General features: G+C 69.7%; 13 protein-coding genes, 1 pseudogene and 1 riboswitch. Of the genes and pseudogenes, 9 read left to right on the forward strand and 5 right to left on the reverse strand.

What is annotated here, in order from left to right; all coding sequences use genetic code 11:
* The first annotated feature begins 17 nt into the window (after positions 1–17).
* From RHCRD62_RS06695 to RHCRD62_RS26715, 3 genes are all read left to right on the forward strand, one after another.
* Positions 18–485, forward strand: coding sequence for a universal stress protein (locus RHCRD62_RS06695; RefSeq protein ID WP_050063934.1), 468 nt, complete (start codon positions 18–20; stop codon positions 483–485).
* Between the two features lie 118 nt (positions 486–603).
* The gene (locus RHCRD62_RS25375) at positions 604–774 is read left to right on the forward strand and encodes a DUF2613 domain-containing protein (RefSeq protein WP_084734126.1); all 171 of its coding nucleotides are present in this window, start codon (positions 604–606) and stop codon (positions 772–774) included.
* 36 nt (positions 775–810) lie between these two features.
* Positions 811–5,238: a DUF3367 domain-containing protein gene (locus RHCRD62_RS26715; RefSeq protein WP_084734127.1), complete on the forward strand. Its 4,428-nt coding sequence runs from the start codon at positions 811–813 to the stop codon at positions 5,236–5,238.
* Here the strand turns inward: RHCRD62_RS26715 and RHCRD62_RS25380 are convergent.
* A pseudogene (locus RHCRD62_RS25380) lies at positions 5,175–6,323 on the reverse strand (acyltransferase family protein); the annotation flags it as partial. The gene RHCRD62_RS26715 and the pseudogene RHCRD62_RS25380 sit on opposite strands and share 64 nt — an antisense overlap.
* Before the next feature lie 199 nt (positions 6,324–6,522).
* Between RHCRD62_RS25380 and RHCRD62_RS06705 the strand changes: the two are divergent.
* Complete coding sequence (locus tag RHCRD62_RS06705) at positions 6,523–7,680, forward strand: cell envelope lipid trafficking protein PgfA (RefSeq protein ID WP_050063935.1); 1,158 nt, start codon at positions 6,523–6,525, stop codon at positions 7,678–7,680.
* A gap of 96 nt (positions 7,681–7,776) precedes the next feature.
* Here RHCRD62_RS06705 and RHCRD62_RS06710 read toward each other — a convergent pair whose 3' ends face one another.
* Entirely contained in the window at positions 7,777–8,958 is a 1,182-nt protein-coding gene (locus RHCRD62_RS06710; RefSeq protein ID WP_050063936.1) for a polysaccharide biosynthesis protein, read from the reverse strand.
* Positions 8,959–8,991: 33 nt separating this feature from the next.
* On the opposite strand from RHCRD62_RS06710, the gene RHCRD62_RS06715 reads away from it, so the two are divergent.
* Positions 8,992–10,794 (forward strand): MmpA family trehalose lipid delivery protein, encoded by a 1,803-nt coding sequence (locus RHCRD62_RS06715; RefSeq protein ID WP_050063937.1) that lies wholly within the window; start codon positions 8,992–8,994, stop codon positions 10,792–10,794.
* On the opposite strand, the gene RHCRD62_RS06720 is transcribed toward RHCRD62_RS06715, so the two are convergent.
* Entirely contained in the window at positions 10,726–11,967 is a 1,242-nt protein-coding gene (locus RHCRD62_RS06720) for a glycosyltransferase family 4 protein (RefSeq protein WP_050063938.1), read from the reverse strand. The genes RHCRD62_RS06715 and RHCRD62_RS06720 overlap by 69 nt on opposite strands.
* Before the next feature lie 152 nt (positions 11,968–12,119).
* Here RHCRD62_RS06720 and RHCRD62_RS06725 point away from each other — a divergent pair, with 152 nt between their 5' ends.
* From RHCRD62_RS06725 to RHCRD62_RS06740, 4 genes are all read left to right on the forward strand, one after another.
* Positions 12,120–12,875, forward strand: a complete 756-nt coding sequence (locus tag RHCRD62_RS06725; RefSeq protein ID WP_050064502.1) for a class I SAM-dependent methyltransferase — start codon at positions 12,120–12,122, stop codon at positions 12,873–12,875.
* 65 nt (positions 12,876–12,940) lie between these two features.
* Complete coding sequence (locus RHCRD62_RS06730; protein ID WP_050063939.1) at positions 12,941–13,828, forward strand: ROK family protein; 888 nt, start codon at positions 12,941–12,943, stop codon at positions 13,826–13,828.
* A gap of 140 nt (positions 13,829–13,968) precedes the next feature.
* Entirely contained in the window at positions 13,969–15,135 is a 1,167-nt protein-coding gene (locus RHCRD62_RS06735; RefSeq protein WP_050063940.1) for a phosphotransferase family protein, read from the forward strand.
* A gap of 117 nt (positions 15,136–15,252) precedes the next feature.
* Positions 15,253–16,701, forward strand: a complete 1,449-nt coding sequence (locus RHCRD62_RS06740) for an aldehyde dehydrogenase (RefSeq protein ID WP_050063941.1) — start codon at positions 15,253–15,255, stop codon at positions 16,699–16,701.
* Between the two features lie 79 nt (positions 16,702–16,780).
* On the opposite strand, the gene mgtA is transcribed toward RHCRD62_RS06740, so the two are convergent.
* Positions 16,781–19,465 carry a magnesium-translocating P-type ATPase gene (gene mgtA, locus RHCRD62_RS06745; protein WP_050063942.1) on the reverse strand — a complete coding sequence of 895 codons (2,685 nt, stop codon included), beginning with the start codon at positions 19,463–19,465 and terminating at the stop codon, positions 16,781–16,783.
* Between the two features lie 309 nt (positions 19,466–19,774).
* Positions 19,775–19,944, reverse strand: a riboswitch (M-box (ykoK) riboswitch).
* Positions 19,945–20,128: 184 nt separating this feature from the next.
* Positions 20,129–20,713 (reverse strand): hypothetical protein, encoded by a 585-nt coding sequence (locus RHCRD62_RS06750; RefSeq protein ID WP_050063943.1) that lies wholly within the window; start codon positions 20,711–20,713, stop codon positions 20,129–20,131.
* Between the last annotated feature and the right edge of the window lie 184 nt (positions 20,714–20,897).

Below are 20,897 nucleotides of genomic sequence, written 5' to 3' on the forward strand. Positions count from 1 at the left end.
GGCACCAGGAGGTTTCGATGCCCGCAGATCTGATGCTCATCGCCTACGACGGAACCGAGAACTCCAGGCGCGCAGTCGAATACGCCGGCCGCTTCCTCAGCTCCGAACGCGCCGTCGTCATCACGGCCTGGGAACCGATGGTGCGCCAGGCGGCCCGCATGTCGGGACTGTCCGGTGTCATGCAGCCCGAATGGGTGCCCGACGAGGACACCGAGGACATCGCCCTCACCGACGCCAAGACCGTCAACAGCGAAGGCCTCGAACTCGCTCGCAGCGTCGGCCTCAATGCCGAAGGCCGCACGGTCGAATGCGTCACCACCATCTGGACGACTATCGTCGAGACCGCCGACGAACTCGACGCCGACATCATCGTCACGGGCACCCGGGGCACGACGGGACTCAAGTCGCTGCTGCAGTCGTCCGTCGCCGACCACGTCCTGCGGCACAGCCACCGACCGGTGCTCATCGTCCCGCCCGGACGCTGACGTCACGTTCACCGCGAATCGGGTGCACGGACCTGCGCCTGCCGACCCGAATCCGGGCCCGCAGGTGATACCTTGGCGCGAACGTTTCCGTCAGGCAGCAGCAATTGGGAGATCCGAGATGAAGTTCCTTGTCCCCGGTGTGGCAAGTGCAGTGATCGGCGCGGTCCTCGGACTGGCCGCGGTCTTCGGCGTCACCGCCGCCGCCTCGGACAACACCCGCCCCGACGTCGACCGGAGCGGCAACGCGAACTCCTCGCTGCTGAACCAGGTGGAGTACGGCAGCCGTTAACAGCAGTCCAGGGGAGAGCGGCCTGATCGCTCGCCCGTGACGAACGCGCACCATTCGACCGCCGAGGCGCCGAACACCGAACCGCTGACCAGGCGGTGGCTGTCCGGGGTCTCGGTGGTCGCGTTCGTTCTGGCCTTCTTCCAGGCGCCCGGCCTGCTCGTCGCCGACACCAAGTACGACCTGACGCAGAATCCGCTCGGATTCCTGGAGCGGGCGTCCCACCAGTGGTCGTCACTCGCACCGCTCGGCCAGGTGCAGAACCAGGCCTACGGATACTTCTTCCCGCACGGCGCGTTCTTCAGCATCGGCCACATCCTCCACATTCCGCCGTGGATCACCCAGCGGATCTGGTGGGCCCTGCTCCTGATCGCCGGGTTCTGGGGCATCGTGCGGCTCGCCGAGGCGCTCGGCGTCGGCAGTCGCAGTTCCCGCATCATCGCGGCGCTCGCCTTCGCCCTCTCCCCGCGCGTCCTGACCACCCTCGGGTCGATCTCGTCGGAAACCCTTCCGATGATGCTGGCGCCCTGGGTGCTGCTGCCGGTGGTCCTTGCGACGTCGTCGCACGTGCGCCTTTCCGGTGGCCCCCACAATCGAACAGGCACACAGGCGCGGCTTGCCGCGCAGTCCGCGGTCGCCGTCGCGTTGATGGGCGCCGTCAACGCCGTCGCGACCGCCGCGGCCTGCCTCGTCGCCGGACTCTGGTGGATCGCGCACCGCCCCAACCGGCGCTGGTGGGTCTTCACGGCCTGGTGGCTGCCGCTGTGCCTCGTCGCCGTCGCCTGGTGGATGGTTCCGCTACTGCTGCTCGGCCGCGTCAGCCCACCGTTCCTCGACTACATCGAATCGTCGGGCGTGACGACGCAGTGGACCAGCCTCACCGAGGTCCTGCGCGGCACCGACAGTTGGACACCGTTCGTGTCCCCCGAGCGGATTGCCGGCGCCGTCCTCGTCACCCAGCCCGCCGCCGTCGTCGCGACCGGTGCGCTCGCCGCCGCAGGCATGGCCGGACTGGCGATGCGCTCCATGCCCGCGAAGGGCCGCCTGGTCCTGATCCTGTTCGTCGGGCTCGCAGGCCTCGGCGCCGGCTACATCGGTGAACTCGGCTCGCCCATCGCCGACTCCGTTCGACTCTTCCTCGACTCCGGCGGCGCGCCCCTGCGCAACGTGCACAAGCTCGAACCGCTGGTCCGGCTCCCCCTCGTCCTGGGGCTCGCACACCTGCTCGCGAAGGTGCCGCTCCCCGGATCGGTGTCGTCGGCGCGGTGGCGCAGCGCGTTCGCTCACCCCGAACGCGAACCGATGGTCGCGCTGACCAGCCTGATCCTCGTCGCGCTCACCCTCGCGACCTCGCTCGCCTGGACGGGCAAGCTGGCACCGCGAGGCGCGTACGACGAGGTTCCCTCGTACTGGCACGAGGCCGCCGACTGGCTCGGGGACAACGCCGCCGGGAACTCGCCCGACGGCTCCGATGCCGTCCGAGCGCTCGTCGTGCCCGGCGCCCCCTTCGCGACGCAGATGTGGGGTCTGACCCGCGACGAACCGCTGCAGGCCCTGGCCACGACTCCGTGGGCGTCGCGCGACGCGGTCCCGTTGGTGCCGCCCGGCGCCATCCGCGCCCTCGACTCCGTCCAGCGCCTCATCGCCGACGGCAGCCCGTCGGACGGCCTCGCCGCGACCCTGCGCGGCCAGGGCATCGGATACGTGGTGATCCGCAACGACCTCGACCCCGAGACCTCACGCTCGACCCGTCCACTGCTCGTACACCGGGCCATCGAGGGATCACCGGGCCTGACACGGGTCGCGACGTTCGGCGACGACATCGGTCCCCCCAAGATGGACGACATCGTCACCGACGGCGACCTGGACCCCGACTACCCGGCGATCGAGATCTATCGCGTCGACACCGCCGAGACATCAGTCGGCACCGCCACTGAGACATCGGCCGGCACCGCCGGCGCCGCCGCCCCCACAGGCCCCTACACCGTCGACCTGGCGGACGTCCCACTCGTCCAGGGCGGCCCCGAGTCGGTACAGCGACTCGCCGCCCGCCGGGCTCGCGACGGTGACGGTGTCCCCGCCGGGCCGGTCCTCCTCGCCGCCGACGCCGCCCGCGCCGGGCTGCCCGTCGACGCCGTCACCGTCACCGACACACCGACCGACCGCGAAACCGACTTCGGTCAGGTCGACAACCACAGTTCGGCGCTGCGAGGACCCGACGACGCGCGGCGCACCCACAACCTCGTCGCCGACTATCCCGTCCCGGACACCGACCTCGTCACCGGCCGGTGGGAGGGCGCGCGGATCACGACGTCCAGCTCGGCGGCCGACGCCACGCAACTGGGCGGGACGGCACCGGGCAGCGGACCTGCCGCGATGGTCGACGGCGACCAGGCCACCGGCTGGTTCAGCAACGGCCTGGAAAGCGCGCTCGGCCAGTGGGTTCGCCTCGACTTCGACCAACCGGTCACGAGCGGGCTGCTCAACCTGCGCACCAGCGCGGCCGCACTCGGTGTTCCGGTCCGGCAACTCGAGGTCACGACCGCGAACGGCAGCACCGCCGTCCGGATCGGCGAGCCCGGCGAACCGGCCGTCGTGTCCCTGCCGCCGGGCCGCACCGACTGGGTGAAGGTCACCGCGACGCACACCGAGGACGGGTCCGTCGGAACCCAGTTCGGGATCAGCGAGATCTCCGTCGACGACTACAGCGACCGCGACAACCCGGTGACCATTCCGATCCGGCACCTCACCGTCCTGCCCCCCACCCCCGCGGGCGCAGCCGTGACGGGATGGGACCTCGGCCAGGAACTTCCCGGGCGCACCGCCTGCGTCGACGGCCCGGATCGCGTCCGCTGCCATCCCGGATTGGGATTGCAACCCGAGGAGCCCGGCACCTTCGAACGAACGCTGTCCGTGCCGGCCGACACCGCCGTCGCGCCGCGACTCCTGGTGCGGTCCCGGCAGAGCCCCGAACTCGACGACCTGCTCTCGGACCCGACACGTGCCCGTGCGAGCGGCGACGCCACCGTCGTGGACGTTCGCGGGTCCGCGGCAGCGACTGTCGACGGCGACGACCGCACCAGCTGGACCGCATCCCGCGACAGCATCACCGCACCTGGAGCGAAACCGACTGTGACGGTGACCCTTCCGGAGCCCACTCTGGTCTCTGGACTGGATCTGACGCCGAGCCTCGGCACCGTTCCCGCACACGCCACCCGGGTCGCGGTGAACCTCGGAACCGGTCCGCAGGTCCGCGACCTGGACTCGGACAACCGAATCGGCCTGACGCCCACCGTCACCGATCGCATCGTGATCAGCATCGTGGACTGGGACGACGTCCTCGACCGGACGGCTCTTGGGTTCGCCCAGCCGCACCCGCCCGGATTCGCCGAGATCGGCGTGCTCACCACCGGCGGCGCCACCGTTGCAGGCACCGGAATCGCCGAGGCCCCCGGCGACCGAGTCGTCACCGTCGGCTGCGACGCCGGACCCGTCATCTCGTTCGCCGGCTCGGTGGTCCGCACCACGATCACTGCGACCGTCGACGAACTGCGCTCCGGCGCCACGGTGACCGCGACGGTGTGCGATGCGGAGAACGCGCCCGGAACACAGGTGCCACTGCCCGCCGGCGAGCAGTCCGTCGTCGTCGCGCCCGGTCCCACGTTCACCGTCGACAGCCTCCGACTCGACGCCGCGACCGCGCCGTCGCAGGCACAGCACCTCGTGCCGACGTCGACGAGCGCCTGGACCGCCAACCACCGCGAACTGACCGTCGACGCGGCCGACGGCCAGTCGACCGACGGCGACCGCATGCTGGTCAACCCCGAATCGCAGAACGTCGGCTGGATCGCGACCGCGCCCGACGGCACCGAACTCACCCCTGTCGTCGTGAACGGGTGGCAGCAGGGCTGGATCGTGCCCGCAGGCACCGCGGGCACCGTCACGCTCGAGTTCCCCACCGACCGCTGGTATCGCCTCGGAATATTCGTTGGCCTGCTGGCACTGATTCCGCTCTTCGCGCTCGCGCTGTGGCCGCGCAGGCGTCGCACCGACTCCGATCCGGGTCCCGCACCGCGCACCTGGCACAGCACCGGTGTCGGCGCGGCGGGCGTGCTCGTCACCGCGACCGTCGTCGCGGGATGGGTCGGCACACTGGTCGCCGCCCTGACGGCCGTCGCGGTCGTGCTCGTCGGACGACGACGCGGAGCCCGCGTCGCGTCACGCGCCCTTGTCGCCGCGGCGGGAATCGGGACCGCCCTCGGCGCCGCCCTGCTCTCGACCGGGCCCTGGCGGTTCCCCGACGGCTACGTCGGGCACGCCTGGTTGGTTCAGCTGGCAGCGCTGATCGGCGTCGTCGCGGTCGGCTGGTCCGCGGTGCCTCTGTCCCGGACCGCCTCGCGGCTGCTGCGGCGACGGGCCTCCCACCGGGCCAACGCCACCCGCGACGGCTCCTCGACGAGCGCGTAACTCGCCGACGCCACCGCCAGGCTCAGCACCACCGTCACCACCAGCACGAACACGAAATCACCCTGGAACGGGACGATCCCGAAGACGGGGAACACGATCGACAGCACCAGCAGGTGCCAGATGAACACGCCGTACGACCAACGTCCAACCGCAAGTGCCAGCGGCGACCCGAGGTACCGATGCCGGCCGTGGTCCCCGAACACCAGCGGAGCGAGCAGGCCGAACGCGATGACCGCCCCCAACGCGATCTTCACCGCGTACTGCCATGGCTGCGCCCGCTGCAGGCCTTCCGGTCCCGCGAGATCGGTGCACGTGAGACCGAACGCAACCAGCACGATCAGCATCATCAGGCCGCGCCTGCGCAGGAACCGGTGCACCGGCCTCTCCGAGAGCATCGCCAGCTCGGCCAGCACCATGCCCGCCCCGAACCACGGCAGATAGCCGGGCAACCAGTTGTCGGCGTGGATGCCGTCCGGGGTCGACACCGGCACGAACCCCCATCCGAGGCTCACCGCCATCGCGCCGAGCAGCACCGGGATCCGCCATCGCGCCGCCGCACCCCGCAGCCGGACAAAGGTGAACGCCAGCAGCGGCAGCACCAGGTAGAACGCCACCTCCACCGACAGGCTCCACATCTGGGTCAGGCCGTCGGTCAGTGTCAGCGGAACGAAGACCTGCACCAACCCCAGATTCGACAGCCACACCCGCCAGCCGCCGCCCGCGCTCGGCAGGAACGTCAGCACCACCACCACGACCACCCAGTAGGCGGGCAGGATGCGGACCGCACGGTGCAGGAAGTACCGCCCGACGGCCGGCCGGGTGGCGAATCCGCGGGCAGTCGCAGCATGCGGACGCCACAGCAGGAACCCCGACAGCGCGAAGAACACGGCCACGGCCAGATCGAAACGCCCGAAGATCCGGCCCAGGACGGGAATCGACACGGCACCCGTCTGGAATGCGACATGAGTGACGAGGACGCCGAGCGCGGCGAGTCCACGCATCCCTTCGAGGGACGGCACGAACCCACGAACCGCCTGGTGAGGCAGCACCGAAGGCTGGTCGACGTGGTCTGCAGAGGTGGTCATATCGCGTCCAGTGTGCGCGCAGGTCGCCGATTCGACCTACCGGTGAGTTTTCTACGGTGCCCGATATTAGGCGTGCCAGCGCAATCGAACACCGGACACTGTTACTGTCTCGTCTCACTGGGTGTCTCAGGACACTCCGCGATCAGTGCGGCCACGCCGCCACGCTGATGGGGCCATCAGGAGACTAAGGAGATTCGGTATGGCGGAACGCTCAGGGCCGAGCAGGACACTCGCCTGCATTCTGGTGGGGCTCGGCGCTTTCCTACTGGCTGCCGCCCTACTGATCCCGACCTACACCGTCGGCAAGCTCAAGAAGACCCCGCTCGACCTCGAGGTCACCACCATCGCCGAAGGCACCGGTGACGTCCTCGACGCCAAGTCACTGACCTCGGGCAAGGCCGTCGTCAACACCGACGTTCCGCTCGTCGCGCAGCGCTACGTCACCGTCGTCGACCCCTCCGACGCCGACCGCATCACGGTCCAGGCCGGTCAGACGCTGCGTCGCACCGACAAGCAGGGCGACACCGGCCTGCTGACCGCGACGATCGACCGCGTCACCCTCGACCGCGTCACCTCGATGCCGATCCAGGACCCGATCGGCACCATCCAGACCGACGCCAGCAAGCCCGCCGAAGAGGTCGAGCACACCGGCCTGCAGTACAAGTGGCCGTTCGACGGCGAGCAGAAGGCGTACCCGTACTTCGACCTCAACGCCCGCTCCACGCAGGACATCGACTTCGTCGAAGAGACCGAGATCAACGGGATGAAGGTCTACCACTACAACCAGAAGGTCGGCCCCGTCGACCTGTCGAAGGTCGTGGCCTCGCCCACCAACAAGCTGTCCCTCCCCGCCGACACCTGGGGTGTCGAGGGTGGCGCCGCGCCGATCACCATGACCCGCTGGTACGAGAACGAGCGCGACGTGTGGGTCGATCCGGTCACCGGCGTCGTCGTCAAGGGCCAGGAGAAGCTGTTCCAGTACTACGCCCGGGCCGCAGGCAAGCCCGAGGTCACCGTCCTCAAGGCCACGCTGCCGTTCAACGAGGAGACCATCGAGTACCAGATCGGTCAGGCCAAGGACGGCGCAGACAAGCTGTCGACCTTCGGCCGCACCGTCCCGATCGTCGCCGGCATCCTCGGCGTCATCGCGCTGGCCGCGGGCATCTTCCTCGGCACCCGTGGTGGCCGTGGCCCCAAGGACGCTCCCGTTGACGGCGGCGCGCCGGTCACCCCGGCACCGGCCTACCAGGGCGACGCGGACACCGAACTGATCCCCCGTCACGACTACACCTCCGACGAGACCGTCGAGATCCCGCAGGTCCGCCCGGACCAGGATCCGCCGACGACGCGTCAGTAGTAGTTCCATACGACTGGGCCCCGCACTCGACTCGAGTGCGGGGCCCTTTCGCATGCCCGGACGGGTGGCGCCCAGCGCGGGGTCGGACAGCGTCGGTCAGGACGGGCTGCGTAGGGCCAGCAGGGCAGCAGCGGCCGCGGTGAAGGCAGCCACGGACGCTGCGACCGCGATCAGCTGCGCGATGGTGGACACCGCCCCGAGGATCAGTGCCACCTCCGCGGCGAGTCCGATCCACGCGACTGCCGCGAGCCGGGTGCGCTCGCTGGCGATCGCGGACAGCAGTGCTCCTTGAAGGACCGCGAGGCACGCCCCGTTCAGCGCGAACGCCCACAGCAGACCCTGCACGGGCGCGTACGACTCCCCGAGCAGGGCCGGTACGAGGGGCGCGGCAACGGCGGCAGCACCGACGGCGAGGGCGCCGATTCCCACGAGGACACCCAACGCGGACCGCACCGCCTGCCCCGAGTGCGCCGGATTGGCCATGCGCGGGTAGAGAACGACGCCGACCGCGGCGGGCAGCCAGAACGCAACCTTGGTGGCGACGGCGCCGAGAGCGTACTGCCCGGCAGCCTCGTCGCCGAGGACCACGCGGGACAGCAGGACGTCCACGGAAGACAGCACGATCAGCGCCAGCTGCACCTGCGATGCGCGCAGGACCGCGGCGACTCCGACGTCGGCGCGTGCGGAGTCGGCTGCGGGCACGCGACCGACGAACAGCCGGGCCGCGACGGCGACGACGCCCGTGCCGACGGCCGACGCGGTGAGCGCTGCGCCCGGACCCCCTCCGACTGCCAGCACCGCGACCGCGGGCGCGACCTTGCCGAGCCCGGCGACGGCGAGAACGACTGCAAGGGCCGCGAATCGGCCTGCCCCCTGCAGCAGACCCTGTTCGCCGGCCAGCAGCACAAGCATCGGCGCGGTGAGCAGCGCGGCCGCGGTCGCGGCGACGCTGGTGCCGAGGGCCGCGGAGATCGGTACGACGAGTAGTGCCGCGAGGGCGACGACGATGGCCGTGCACCGCCAGGCCAGCGCCCGGAGCGCGGCCGGGTCCCTTCCGAGGACCACCTCGCGCGCGACGACGGTCTGCAGGGCGAGGGCAGGGACGGCGAGGACGAGTTGTGCCGCGGTGAGGGCGGCGAACTCGCCGTATCCGGCGGGCCCGAGCCACCGCGCCGCGAGCAGCGCGAGGAGGTAGGACGCGATGTTCGCGGTCATCGACCCTGCGGTCACCATCGTCATCCCGGCCACGGCAGATGTCGTGGCGGGCCGCGGAGTCATCCGCCAATGATGACACCCATTAGTCTTCGGTCCATGATCGCGCGGCCCGCGGGGCTAACCCGGCTGGCCGAGCCCGCGTTCGGTCTTGCTCTCGCGTTGGTGATACTGGGGCCCCTGCTCGGGCCGGGTCACCTGCTGGTGCGGGATGCGGTGAGCACGCCTCGGTCGTACCTGACCGACTCGGCGTTGGGCCTGTCGGACGCCGCAGCGCGCGCGGTACCGCAGGATGCGGCGCTGGCGGTCGCGTCGACGGTGGTCGACGGCGGAGTGGTCGTGAAGGTCGTTCTGCTGCTCGCGCTGTGGGCGGCGGGGTGGGGCGCGGCGCGCATGGTCGCGGTGCTGCTGCCGACCGCCGCTCTGCCCGCCCGACTGCTGGCATCGACGGTGACGCTGTGGAATCCGTACGTCGCGGAACGTCTGCTGCAGGGGCACTGGAGTCTTCTGACGGGGTACGCGACGTTGCCGTGGATCGTGGTCGCGGTCGTCGCGATCAGGCGGTCGACGCCGGGAGTCCTGGTCTGGTGTCCGCTGGTGTTCGCGCTGGCCGCCGCCGGGTTGACCCCGACGGGCGCCGTCATGGCGTCACTGCTGGCGTTGCTGCTGCTCGCGACGCCGGGCGGTCGGTCGAGGCGCGGCGTTCGCGTCCTGGTCGGGGCGCTGATCGCGGCGGGGGTGTCGGCGCCGTGGCTCGCGGCGACCGCGCTGTCCGGGGCGGGCGCGCAGGGCGCGGACCCGGCGGGGGTCGCGGCGTTCGCGGCGCGCGCCGAACCGGGCCTGGCGACGGTGGGCAGTCTCGCCGGGTTGGGCGGGATCTGGAATGCGGACGCCGTCCCGGGCAGCCGAACGTCACTGTGGGCGTTGATCGCGACGGTGCTGCTGCTGACGCTGGTCGCGTGCGGGCTGCCCGCGCTGTGGCGCAGGCGCCGGAATCCGATACTGGTGGTGTTGGCCGCTCTTGCGGTGGTCGCCGTGGTGCTGCCTGCGCTCGGAGCGACCGGGTGGGGACTGACCGTCGCGGAGTGGGCGGTCGTGCACGTGCCGGGGTTCGGACTGCTGCGCGACGCCCAGAAGTGGGTCGCGCTCGCGGTGCCGTTCTACGCACTCGCGGCGGCGGTCGGAGTCGGAGTGCTCGCGGCGCTCGGCCGTCGCGTGTTCACCCCCGACCGGACCGACGCCGGCCCGCCTCGCGCCGCGGCAGGCGTCGCGATTGCCGTCGTTCTGCTGTCACTACCTGACCTGGCGTGGGGTGTCGGGGGCGCGCTGCGGCCGGTGCACTATCCGGACTCCTGGCAGCAGGTGGCGGCCGTACTCGACGGTGCCGACGGCGATGTCGCGGTGCTGCCCGCCGGGACGTTCCGCCGGTTCCCGTATTCGGGTTCCGCGCCGGTACTCGACCCGGCGCCGCGGATGCTGCCCCTCGACGTGCCACAGAGCGGGCGACTGCTGGTCGGCTCCTCCGAGCCCACGTTCGGCGGCGCCGGGTACACCGACATCGACGGCGAGAGTGAGCGCGCCGACATGATCGACGTCGTCCTGCACTTCGACGGAACGACCGACGACCTCGCAGACCTGGGTGTCGGCTGGGTGCTCGTCGAGCACGGCACGCCCGGGTTGCCGGCGAACCAGGACCTGCTCGACACCCTCGACCGGGTTCACGACGACGAGCATCTCACCCTGTACCGGGTTCCGGGTGATGTTGCGCCACAGCACTACTCGACGTTCCATCGAGGCGCCCTCGTGGCGGCGCACCTACTGTGGGCGATGCTGCTAACCGGCGGCGCGCTCGGCTGCGTAGTCGGCGCGGTCCGTCGTCGGGTCCGCCCCGATCAGTCCTGACACGTGCCGTCCCGCCGCCGATTCGGCGAGGACGGTGTGCACCCCGGCCGCGGTCTGCGCCCAGGAGAACTCGGCGGCCCGCACCCGCGCCTTCTCCCCCAGTTCGGTGCGACGCTCGGCGTCGAGCAGCAGTTCCTCGACGGCTCCGGTCAACGCGGCGACGTCCTCGCCGCCGCGGTCCGGGTCCGCGATCTCGGCGCCGACCACGACACCGGTGACGCCGTCCACGATCGAATCGGTCAGTCCGCGCGATGAGCGGTAGCCGACCGTCGGGACGCCGTGCTGTGCCGCTTCGATGACGGCGAGTCCCCAGCCTTCCTTGCGGGACGGCATCACGTGCACCCACGCCTGGGCGAGGAGTTCGTGCTTGCGCTGCTCGGGCACGTGCCCGTGGAACGTCACCGCGTCGGCGATGCCGAGTTCGGCGGCGCAGTCGCGCAGGTTCTGCTCCCACCAGCCGCCGCCGACGACGTCGAGGTGCAGCCCCGGGATTCGTGACCGCAGCGTCGCGACGGCGTTCAGCGCGTCCTCGATCTGCTTGTGGGGCACGAGACGTGACAGCACGCAGATGCTGGGGTGCGCGGTGCGGGTGGCGTCGTCACCGACGGGCGCGGTCGGCGGGACCGCGTCGACGCCGTTGCGGACCACGGCGACCCTGCCTCGGTCGACGCCGAGTGCGTCGAGTTCCTCCGCGGACGGCAGTGACACCGTCAGGTACTGGTTGCCGCGGTGCACGCGCGGCGACAGTTGGGATTCGACCCACCAGCCGATCCGGCCGACGAGCTTGCCCGCGACGGGCCACTGCTCGCGGTGGCAGTGGTGCACGAGGACGGTACTGGGTGCGCCTGCGACGAGCCGGGCGAAGAACGGGATGCCGTTCTGGGTGTCGACCACGGCGTCGGGCCTGATGCCCTTGAGCGGACCTAAACCGAGCCGACCTGCGGCGATCGCGGCGAGCGCCCGCGGATAGACCGTGAACCGTCCACCACCCCGGCTGATCCGGATGCCGTCGACGACCTCGTCGCGGGGCGCCCCCGGGTACGAGGCGGTGCGGAGAGTGACGGTGATTCCGCGTGCGGCGAGCCCGGCGCCGACCTGTTCCAGGTAGCGTTCGCTGCCGCCGCCCTGGGGATGCCCGGTGTCCCGCCAGCACAGCAACAGAACCTCGCGCACGGCACTACTCCTGGAACCCTCGGGTGTGTCGACCGCGGCGGCGGCCGTTGCACACCTTATCGGCTTTGTCCTGCCGCGTGGTGCGGGTCGGTGCCGACGTGACCGCGTCGTTGTACGTGTCGATAGGCTGGCTCGCCGTGACCGCGCTCCCCGTGACCCGCCTCTTCGCCCGTCGGGCCACCCTCCGCCGCTCGGTGCGGCTGCTGTCTGACTTCCGGTTCGAGCAGACCGATCCGGACCGCTTCTACGGTGCGCTGGCGACGGATTCTCTCGAACTGATCGGCGACCTGCACGCCGGTGCGACGGGCCGGACGTTGGAAGACCTGACGGTTCTCGATGTCGGCGGCGGTCCCGGCTACTTCGCGGACGCGTTCCGCGGCGCCGGTGCGACCTACGTTCCGGTGGAGCCGGACCCGACGGAGATGCACGCCGCAGGTCTGCCCGCACACGGCGGCATCCGCGGGTCGGGGATGGCGTTGCCGGTGCGGGACGCGTCCGTCGACATCTGCTTCTCGTCGAACGTCGCCGAGCACGTGCCGCAGCCGTGGACGATGGCCGACGAGATGCTGCGGGTGACCAAGCCGGGCGGGCTGATGGTGCTGTCGTACACGCTGTGGTGGGGCCCCTTCGGCGGGCACGAGACGGGTCCGTGGCACGCATTCGGCGGCGAGTACGCGGCGCGGCGCTACGCCCGCAAGCACGGCAGGGAGCCGAAGAACCGGTTCGGGGTGTCCCTGTTCGACGTCGGGGCCGCGGACGGTTTGACCTGGGCGCGTTCGACGACCGACGGCGACCTGCTCGCCGCGTTCCCCCGGTATCACCCACGCTGGGCGTGGTGGCTGGTCAGAGTCCCGCTGGTGCGCGAATTCCTGGTCTCGAACCTGGTTCTGGTGGTGCGTCGACGCTGACGCGCTCGTTCGCCTTTCCGGTGGCCGGAACGACGACACGGGCGCACGGGCGATAGCCTGCGGCGATGACCGCACTCGCCCTCGACATCGGCGGCACCAAGTTCGCGGCCGCGCGGGTCGAATCGGACGGGACGCCGGCCGGTGAACAGCAGGTCCCTACACCGGACGTAGGCGTGTGGGCGGCCGCCGAATCCCTGCTGGCCGCCGTGGCAGGCGGGCGCCGGGTCGATCGGGTCGGGATCGCGTCCGCCGGACCCGTCGACGCTCTGGCAGGCACTGTCGGCCCCCTCAACATCGCGGAGTGGCGTCACGGTTTCCCGCTCGTCGACGCGGTGCGCAGCCTGTTTCCGGGCGCGGACGTCACCCTCGCGATCGACGGCGCGTGCTGCACCCTCGCCGAGTACCGGTTCGGCGCGGGGCGCGGCATCGACAACCAGATCGGGATGATCGTGTCGACCGGCGTGGGCGGGGGGATCGTCCTGGAGGGTCGGATCCTCGGTGGGCGAACCGGCAACGCAGGCCACATCGGGCACGTCGTGGTCCCGGGAGCGGAGGACGTGCCCTGCGCGTGCGGCGGTTTCGGGTGTCTGGAGGCGGTCGCGTCGGGTCCGTCCGCGGTCCGGTGGGCGAACGCCAGGGGTTGGGTGGGGTCGACCGGAATGGAGCTGGCGCGGGCGGCGAAGTCCGGGGACGACGTCGCCGCGGCGGCGCTGAGCCGATCCGGGACGGCGATCGGCGCCGCGATCGCGTCGACGGCCGCCGTACTCGACCTCGATCTGGCCGTCGTCGGCGGCGGCTTCGGTCAGGCCGGGGCTCGGTTGTGGGATCCGATGAGGGAGGCGGCGCGGCGACACGCCGGGCTGTCGTTCAGCCGAGGCCTGCGGGTCGTCCCGGCGATGCTCGGCGCGCGGGCAACCCTGATTGGCGCCGGCCTTCTGACCTGCGGCGATTAATTTCGTTACAGGCCCAACCGAAATGGGTGATGATTTCACCCCCACGACTCTGTAACGTGTTCTAGTGTGCTTCTCACCACACTCAGCCTCGGAGGCCGGGATCGCCCCGCGGCTGCCGAGGACGACGGAACGAGGGCACTGTGAGCGCAACCGAGATCGCCGAGGGTGACAACCACGCCGAATTCTCGCGACCCAGCGAGTCCCGGCGCGACCCGGAACAGCTCCGCGATGCACTGCAGGCCTGGCTGGCCGGCCGCCTCCCTGCCGACGCGGCCCCGCAGATCCTCGAGGTTCGCCTCCCCGACGCGAACGGCATGTCCAGCGAGACCGTGCTCCTCGACGCCGAATGGACCGAGGACGGCACCCGCCGCGTACACGAGCTGGTCGCCCGGATCGAACCCGGTGCGTCGTCGATGCCGATCTTCCCGAGCTACGACATGGGCACCCAGTTCGATGTCATGAAGGCTGTCGGCGATCTGTCCGACGTCCCGGTCCCGACGGCGTACTGGTCCGAACCGGACCCGGCACCGCTCGGCGCGCCGTTCTTCGTCATGGAGCGCATCGAGGGCGTCGTCCCGCCGGACGTCATGCCCTACAACTTCGGGTCGTGGCTGTCGGAGGCGACGCCCGAGCAGCGCCGAACCCTGCAGGACGCGTCCGTCGGTGTCCTCGCTGCACTGCACGCGATCCCCGACGCTGCCGAGAACTTCGGTTTCCTGCACCTGCACGACGCGGGCCCGACCGCCGAGGACGCGTTCCGGGCGCACCTCGCCCGGCAGCGCGGCTACTACGGGTGGGCCACGTCCGACGGGCCGCGGTCGCCGCTGATCGAGCGCGCCCTCGACTGGCTCGAGGCGAACGTCCCCTCCGACCCGTCACCCGCGGTCCTGTGCTGGGGAGACTCCCGTATCGGCAACATCATGTTCCGCGACTTCACACCCGTCGCGGTCCTGGACTGGGAGATGGCTGCACTCGGCCCCCGCGAGATGGATGTCGCGTGGATGATCTTCCTGCACAGGTTCTTCGAGGACCTGGCCGCCGTCGCAGGGCTACCCGGACTTCCCGACTTCATGCGCCGCGACGACGTCGCCGCCACCTACGCGGACCTCACGGGGTACACCGCCGAGAATCTCGACTACTACAGCGTCTACGCCGCGCTTCGGCACGCAACGATCATGTTCCGCGTGCAGAGCCGGGCGATCGCGTTCGGGCACGCGACGCTGCCCGACGATCCCGACGACATGATCATGCACCGCAAGACACTCGAGGACATGATCGACGGCACCTACTGGGCCAGGGTTCCGTGACGCCCGCAACAGCGACTTCAACGACGCACGCACCGGGGGAGGCCAGCACCTGATCCCTCGTTCCACCGCATTCGACGACCCGCACGAGCCGAAATCCGCACCAGCAAGGAAGAACTCATGACCGACTACGACAAGCTCTACATCGGCGGACAGTGGACGCAGCCGTCCACGTCCGAACGCCTCGAGGTGTTCTCGCCCGCGACCGAGGAGCGGGTCGGCAGCGTGCCGGTCGCCGCCCCCGCGGACATCGACGCTGCGATCGGCGCCGCCCGCGCCGCCCTCGAGTCCGGCCCCTGGCCGCAGACCACCCCGACGCAGCGCGCCGAGATCCTCGTCAAGGCCGCGAAGCTGATCGAGGAGCGCGCCGACGAGCTGTGCACGCTGATCTCGGCCGAGATGGGCGCACCGCGCGCGGGTGTCGAGCTGATGCAGAAGACGCCGACGCTAGCGGTGCTGAACAGCTACGCGGCGCTGGCCGAGACGTTCACCTGGGAGGAAGAGCGCACCGGACCGTTCGGCGTCTGCAAGGTCCTGCGCGAGCCGGTCGGCGTCGTCGCCGCCGTCATCGCGTGGAACGTCCCGCTGTTCCTGCTGGTGAACAAGCTTGCGCCGGCGATCATCTCCGGCTGCACCCTGGTGCTCAAGCCCGCGCCCGAAACCCCGATGAACGCCAACCTCGTCGCCGAGATCTTCGCCGAGGCCGGCCTGCCCGAGGGCGTGTTGTCCATCGTCCCCGGTGGCGCGGAAACCGGCGAGTACCTGGTCTCGCACCCCGGTGTCGACAAGATCACCTTCACCGGCAGCAGCGCCGTCGGCCGCAAGATCGGCGCCATCGCCGCGCAGAACCTCAAGCGTTGTTCGCTCGAGCTCGGCGGCAAGTCCGCAGCAATCCTCCTCGAGGACATGGACGTCCCGGCGACGATGCCGATGCTGGTGCTCTCCGGCCTGATGAACTCCGGCCAGGCCTGCGTGGGCCAGACCCGCATCCTGGCCCCGCGGTCGCGCTACGACGAGATCGTCGAGGCGATGGCCACCTTCGCCGGCTTCATGCCGATGGGCATGCCCGACGACCCGGCCGCGCAGCTCGGCCCGATCATCACCGCCAAGCAGCGCGACAAGGTCCTCGGATACATCGAGAAGGGCAAGGAGGAAGGCGCCCGCCTCGTCGTCGGCGGCGGCGTGCCCGCCGGCCTCGAAAAGGGCTACTTCGTCGAACCGACCATCTTCGCGGACGTCGACAACTCGATGACCATCGCGCGCGAGGAGATCTTCGGACCCGTGCTGTCGGTGATCGCCTACGACACCGTCGACGAGGCCATCAAGATCGCCAACGATTCCGACTACGGCCTCGCCGGCTCGGTGTACACCACCGACATCGAGAAGGGCCTCGAGATCGCCAAGCAGATCCGCACCGGCACGTTCGGCATCAACTGGTACGCCTTTGATCCGGGTTCCCCGTTCGGCGGCTACAAGAACTCCGGCATCGGCCGCGAGAACGGCCCCGAGGGTCTGGACGAGTACTGCGAGCTCAAGTCGATCCTGATGCCCCCCGGCTACGGCGCCTGATCTCCCACTGACGCGAACGCGCGCCGCACCGAAAGGTGCGGCGCGCGTTCGCGTTCGTCGGTCGAGGGGTGTGGACCCCTCACATCCAGCCGCGGCGGATGAATAGCATCTTCGCGATCTGGGTCGTCGCGCAGTACGCCGCGAGGATTCCGATCAGCCACGGGAAGTAGCTCCACGGCAACGGAATCAGCCCGAGGGAACCGCCGAGGCCGGTGAACGGAAGCACGAGACCGAACACGCACGCGAGGGCCGTCGTCACGAGGAGTGGCACCGACGCCCGGGACTGCAGGAAGGGAATTCGCCGGGTGCGAATCACGTGGACGATCAGAGTCTGGGTGAGAAGTGATTCGACGAACCACCCGGACTGGAACAGGGCGGCGTGTTCCGGCGCGTTGGCGGCGAAAACGAACCACATCACGGCGAACGTCGCGATGTCGAAGATCGAGCTGATCGGGCCGAAAGACACGATGTACCGGGCCAGGCTGCGGGTCTCCCACTTGCGCGGCCTGGTCAGGTACTCACGATCGACGCGGTCCCAGGGAAGCGCAAGCATCGCGAGGTCGTACACCAGATTCTGCACCAGCAGGACCAGCGGGATCATCGGCAGAAACGGCAGCATGGCACTCGCAACCAGCACGGTGAACACGTTGCCGAAGTTCGAACTGGCGGTCATCTTGACGTACTTGAGCATGTTGCCGAACGTGCGGCGGCCCTCGAGAACACCGTGCTCGAGTACACCGAGGTCCTTCTCCAACAGGACGATGTCCGCGGACTCACGAGCGATGTCGGCAGCGCTGTGCACCGAGATGCCGACGTCTGCGGCGTGCAGTGCCGGTGCATCGTTCACCCCGTCGCCGAGAAACCCGACGGTGTTCCCGCATTGCTTGAGCGACCGTACGATTCGCGCCTTCTGCGTCGGATCGATCTTCACGAACACGGCCGTCTCCCCCACGAGCGCGGCGAGTTCCTGGTCGCTCGACCGGTCCACCCGGTCACCGTCGACGACGTTGCCGACCTCGATTCCCGCCTTGCGGCACACGGCCTCGGTGACCAGCTCGTTGTCCCCGGTGATCACCTTGACCGCGGTGCCGTGCGCCTGCAGCGCCGCGACGGCCGACGAGGCCGACGCCTTCGGCGGGTCGAGGAAGGTCAGGAACCCGACGAGGGTGAGGCCCGATTCATCCGCTCTGGTGTATTCACGGCGATCACCTACCTCCACTCGAATATGCCTGCGGGCCACAGCAAGTACTCGCTTGCCTTCGCCGTTGAGGCGTGCGACGAGCTCCTCGATCTCCGATCGGGACGTCGCGTTCAGGTCGCACGTCCGGTCGTTCGCCAGGACCGAATCACACAACATCAGAACCTCTTCCGCTGCCCCCTTGGTGACCATGAGGTCAAGGCCGCCGTCCTCGACCACGACCGACATGCGGCGACGGGTGAAGTCGAACGGGATCTCGTCGACGAGGCGGTGATGTCGCCCGATCCACTCGGACAACGGCTTTCCTGCCGCGGCCAGGACGGCCTCGTCGATCGAGTTACGCAGCCCCGTCTGGAAATGGGCGTTCACCGTCGCCAGACGCAGGGTCGACCTGCTGCGCTGCCCTGCCGGATCCAGGTGCTCGGCCAGCGCGATCCGGTCCTCCGTCAGGGTTCCCGTCTTGTCGGTGCAGAGCACATCCATCGCGCCGAAATTCTGAATCGCTCCCAGCCGCCTGACGATCACCTTGTGGCGCGACATGTGCATCGCACCCTTCGCGAGCGTCGCGGTGACGATCAGCGGCAGCATCTCCGGTGTCAGTCCGACCGCGGTGGCGACGCCGAACAGCAGAGCCTGGCTCCAGTCCTTGGTGAGGCCGTTGATCACGAAGACCGCCGGAACCATGACGACCATCAACCGGATCAGCAGATAGCTGACCTTTCGTACTCCGACGTCGAAGTCGGTGTCGGGCCGGGAGTTGTCGAGGCACTTCGCCATTGCGCCGAAGTAGGTGCGGCGTCCGGTGTTCACCACGACTGCCGTGGCCGAGCCCGAGACAACCGAGGTCCCCATGAAGGCGAGGTTGTCCGCGTCCAGGATTCGACGCGCGTCGGCCCCGTGGACGGCTGCTGCCGTCTTCTCGACCGGCGCCGACTCCCCGCTGAGCATCGACTGGTTCACCTGCAGGTGCGTCGCCCGCACCACCCGGACGTCGGCGGGGATCATGTCGCCCGCCGCCAGGGACACCACGTCGCCGGGTAGCAACTCGTCGATCGGGATCTCTCCGCTCACCACCTTGCCGTCGTGCCGCCGGGTGGTCGTGGAGGTGACGGTGACCATCTCCTCGAGTGCCGCCACGGCCCGACCCGACCGGTGCTCCTGCCAGAACCGCAACAGAACGCTGATCAGGACCATCGATCCCACCAGCACGATGCCGTCATAGGACGGCCCGTCGTCGGCCCACAGGACGTCCGTTGCGAACATGACGGCACAGAGGAAGACCAGGATGAGAACGAAGGGGTTCGTGAACGTCTTCAGCAGCTGGATGAACGCAGGTGGAGGTCCGTCCCGACGAATCCGGTTCGGACCGAACTCCTTGCGCAGCCGGTCCAGCTGGTCGGAGCGCAACCCCTGGAAGGTGGTGCCGAGATCGGCGTGAACGTCACGTGGCGCCCGCCCGGCGAGAGCGGTCAACCGACGGGCGTCGTCCGGTGCCAGCGAGGTGGTGTGCGAGCGTTCCGCCGCCTTCTCTCGCCGAGGCAACGTGAGCACAGTGGTGAATGACATGGCTGTGTCCTTCTCCGCGCCGGCTCCGAAACGTCAGGAGCGCAGCGCAAAACTTCTCCGCGACAAGACAAGTCGCGCGAGTGGGCACGGCGGTTGGCCGTGGAGGAAAGGACCGAGGCGGGAGACGGCTAGAGCGCGCGGCGACCGCCGTCGGTCATCGTGATGCGAGTCGACAGTCGACTGGGGGGTTCGTCCACGGCGGTCACCTCCTCGAGACACGGGCGCCGGTCGGTGGACCATCCGGCGCCGAAAAGTTCCGGCGAGCACACGAGGTCGTGAGTCTTTCTTGCGGAACGCATTTCGTGAAACACGTCACCTCCACGTAAGAGCTTCGGCACTGCACGACGTGTCCCGACTCGGGGAAGCCACCTTGGATCACCCCTTAATCCGGGGAGACCTGTCCTAACCTTGGGCGTCTCTCGACGTCGTCAGATCAGTGGCCTGTGTTCGTGCAGGAGCCTCGCCTAACGAGGTGCTGCGCCATCCAACCAACCACCACGGTCGGACGACTGTCAAATCGAGCCTCGAAGCGATCGGCACGGCGGCACCATCACGGGACGGCCCTGCCGAGGTCGGGGGCGGGGTCGCCGTGGCCGCAGACCCCACCGAACGTGAAACGCGCGCCGCACCGAAAGGTGCGACGCGCGTTCATGTTTCCCGGGATCAGCTGCCGGCGCTCCCGCTGTCGCCACTGCTCGCGCTCGACACACCGAGCAGCGTGAGGAAGACCGGGATCGCCTCCGGGTTCTCGAGGACGGTGCTGCCGAAGTCGGCGACACCGGCGACACTGCCGAGACCGGCCGGGACGATCACCGGCGCCATCGCAGTCGCCGCGTCCTTGCCGATGCCCGCGCAGGCACCGACCACGGCGTAAACGCCGTTGGGCAGGTCCTGAACCGTCACACTCGCGGAACGATCCAGAATGGTGGTGATCGCGGGTGCGCCCTTGATGACACCGCTGTTGAGGATGCCGAGGAAGTTGGCCGGATCGGTGATGTTCGCCAGCAGTGCACTGATCTCCACCGCGCGGCCGGCGTCGACGAGACCGGCTGCGCACCCGTCGAGGATGCCGGTGTTGGGATCGTCGAGCGTGAACGTGACGTCCCCGCCGCTGACCGACGCCTTCAATACGGGTGCGGTCGCGGTCGCGGCGGACGCCGTCGCCGGCATCGCGAATGCCAGTGCGGCGGCGGTCGCGGCGGTGATCGCGGCGCCGCCGGCGATCCTCGTCAGGGTGGTACTCGGCATGGTGAACCTTCCTGTGGATGTGACCGCAGCCCGCCCATGCGGTCCGACTTGGGGAGAGCGCACGCACCCTATTGGACAACCGTCCGAATCGCCGCGAAACACGCCGATTGCCGGAGGATTCCTGCCAAACCGTTACTCCGCCAACACGGACCGCCCGACGCGGCCCCAGCCGAGGCCGATCGCC

The organism is Rhodococcus sp. RD6.2, from assembly GCF_001040705.1.
GTDB lineage: Bacteria > Actinomycetota > Actinomycetes > Mycobacteriales > Mycobacteriaceae > Rhodococcus_G.

Bases quoted from the DNA above. Each gene is read 5' to 3' on its own strand.
- RHCRD62_RS06695 (WP_050063934.1), top strand. From the start codon at position 18: ATGCCCGCAGATCTGATGCTCATCGCCTACGACGGAACCGAGAACTCC.
- RHCRD62_RS06715 (WP_050063937.1), top strand. From the start codon at position 8,992: ATGATCGCGCGGCCCGCGGGGCTAACCCGGCTGGCCGAGCCCGCGTTC.
- RHCRD62_RS25375 (WP_084734126.1), top strand. From the start codon at position 604: ATGAAGTTCCTTGTCCCCGGTGTGGCAAGTGCAGTGATCGGCGCGGTC.
- RHCRD62_RS06750 (WP_050063943.1), bottom strand. From the start codon at position 20,713: ATGCCGAGTACCACCCTGACGAGGATCGCCGGCGGCGCCGCGATCACC.
- RHCRD62_RS06705 (WP_050063935.1), top strand. From the start codon at position 6,523: ATGGCGGAACGCTCAGGGCCGAGCAGGACACTCGCCTGCATTCTGGTG.
- RHCRD62_RS06710 (WP_050063936.1), bottom strand. From the start codon at position 8,958: ATGACTCCGCGGCCCGCCACGACATCTGCCGTGGCCGGGATGACGATG.
- RHCRD62_RS06730 (WP_050063939.1), top strand. From the start codon at position 12,941: ATGACCGCACTCGCCCTCGACATCGGCGGCACCAAGTTCGCGGCCGCG.
- mgtA (WP_050063942.1), bottom strand. From the start codon at position 19,465: ATGTCATTCACCACTGTGCTCACGTTGCCTCGGCGAGAGAAGGCGGCG.
- RHCRD62_RS06740 (WP_050063941.1), top strand. From the start codon at position 15,253: ATGACCGACTACGACAAGCTCTACATCGGCGGACAGTGGACGCAGCCG.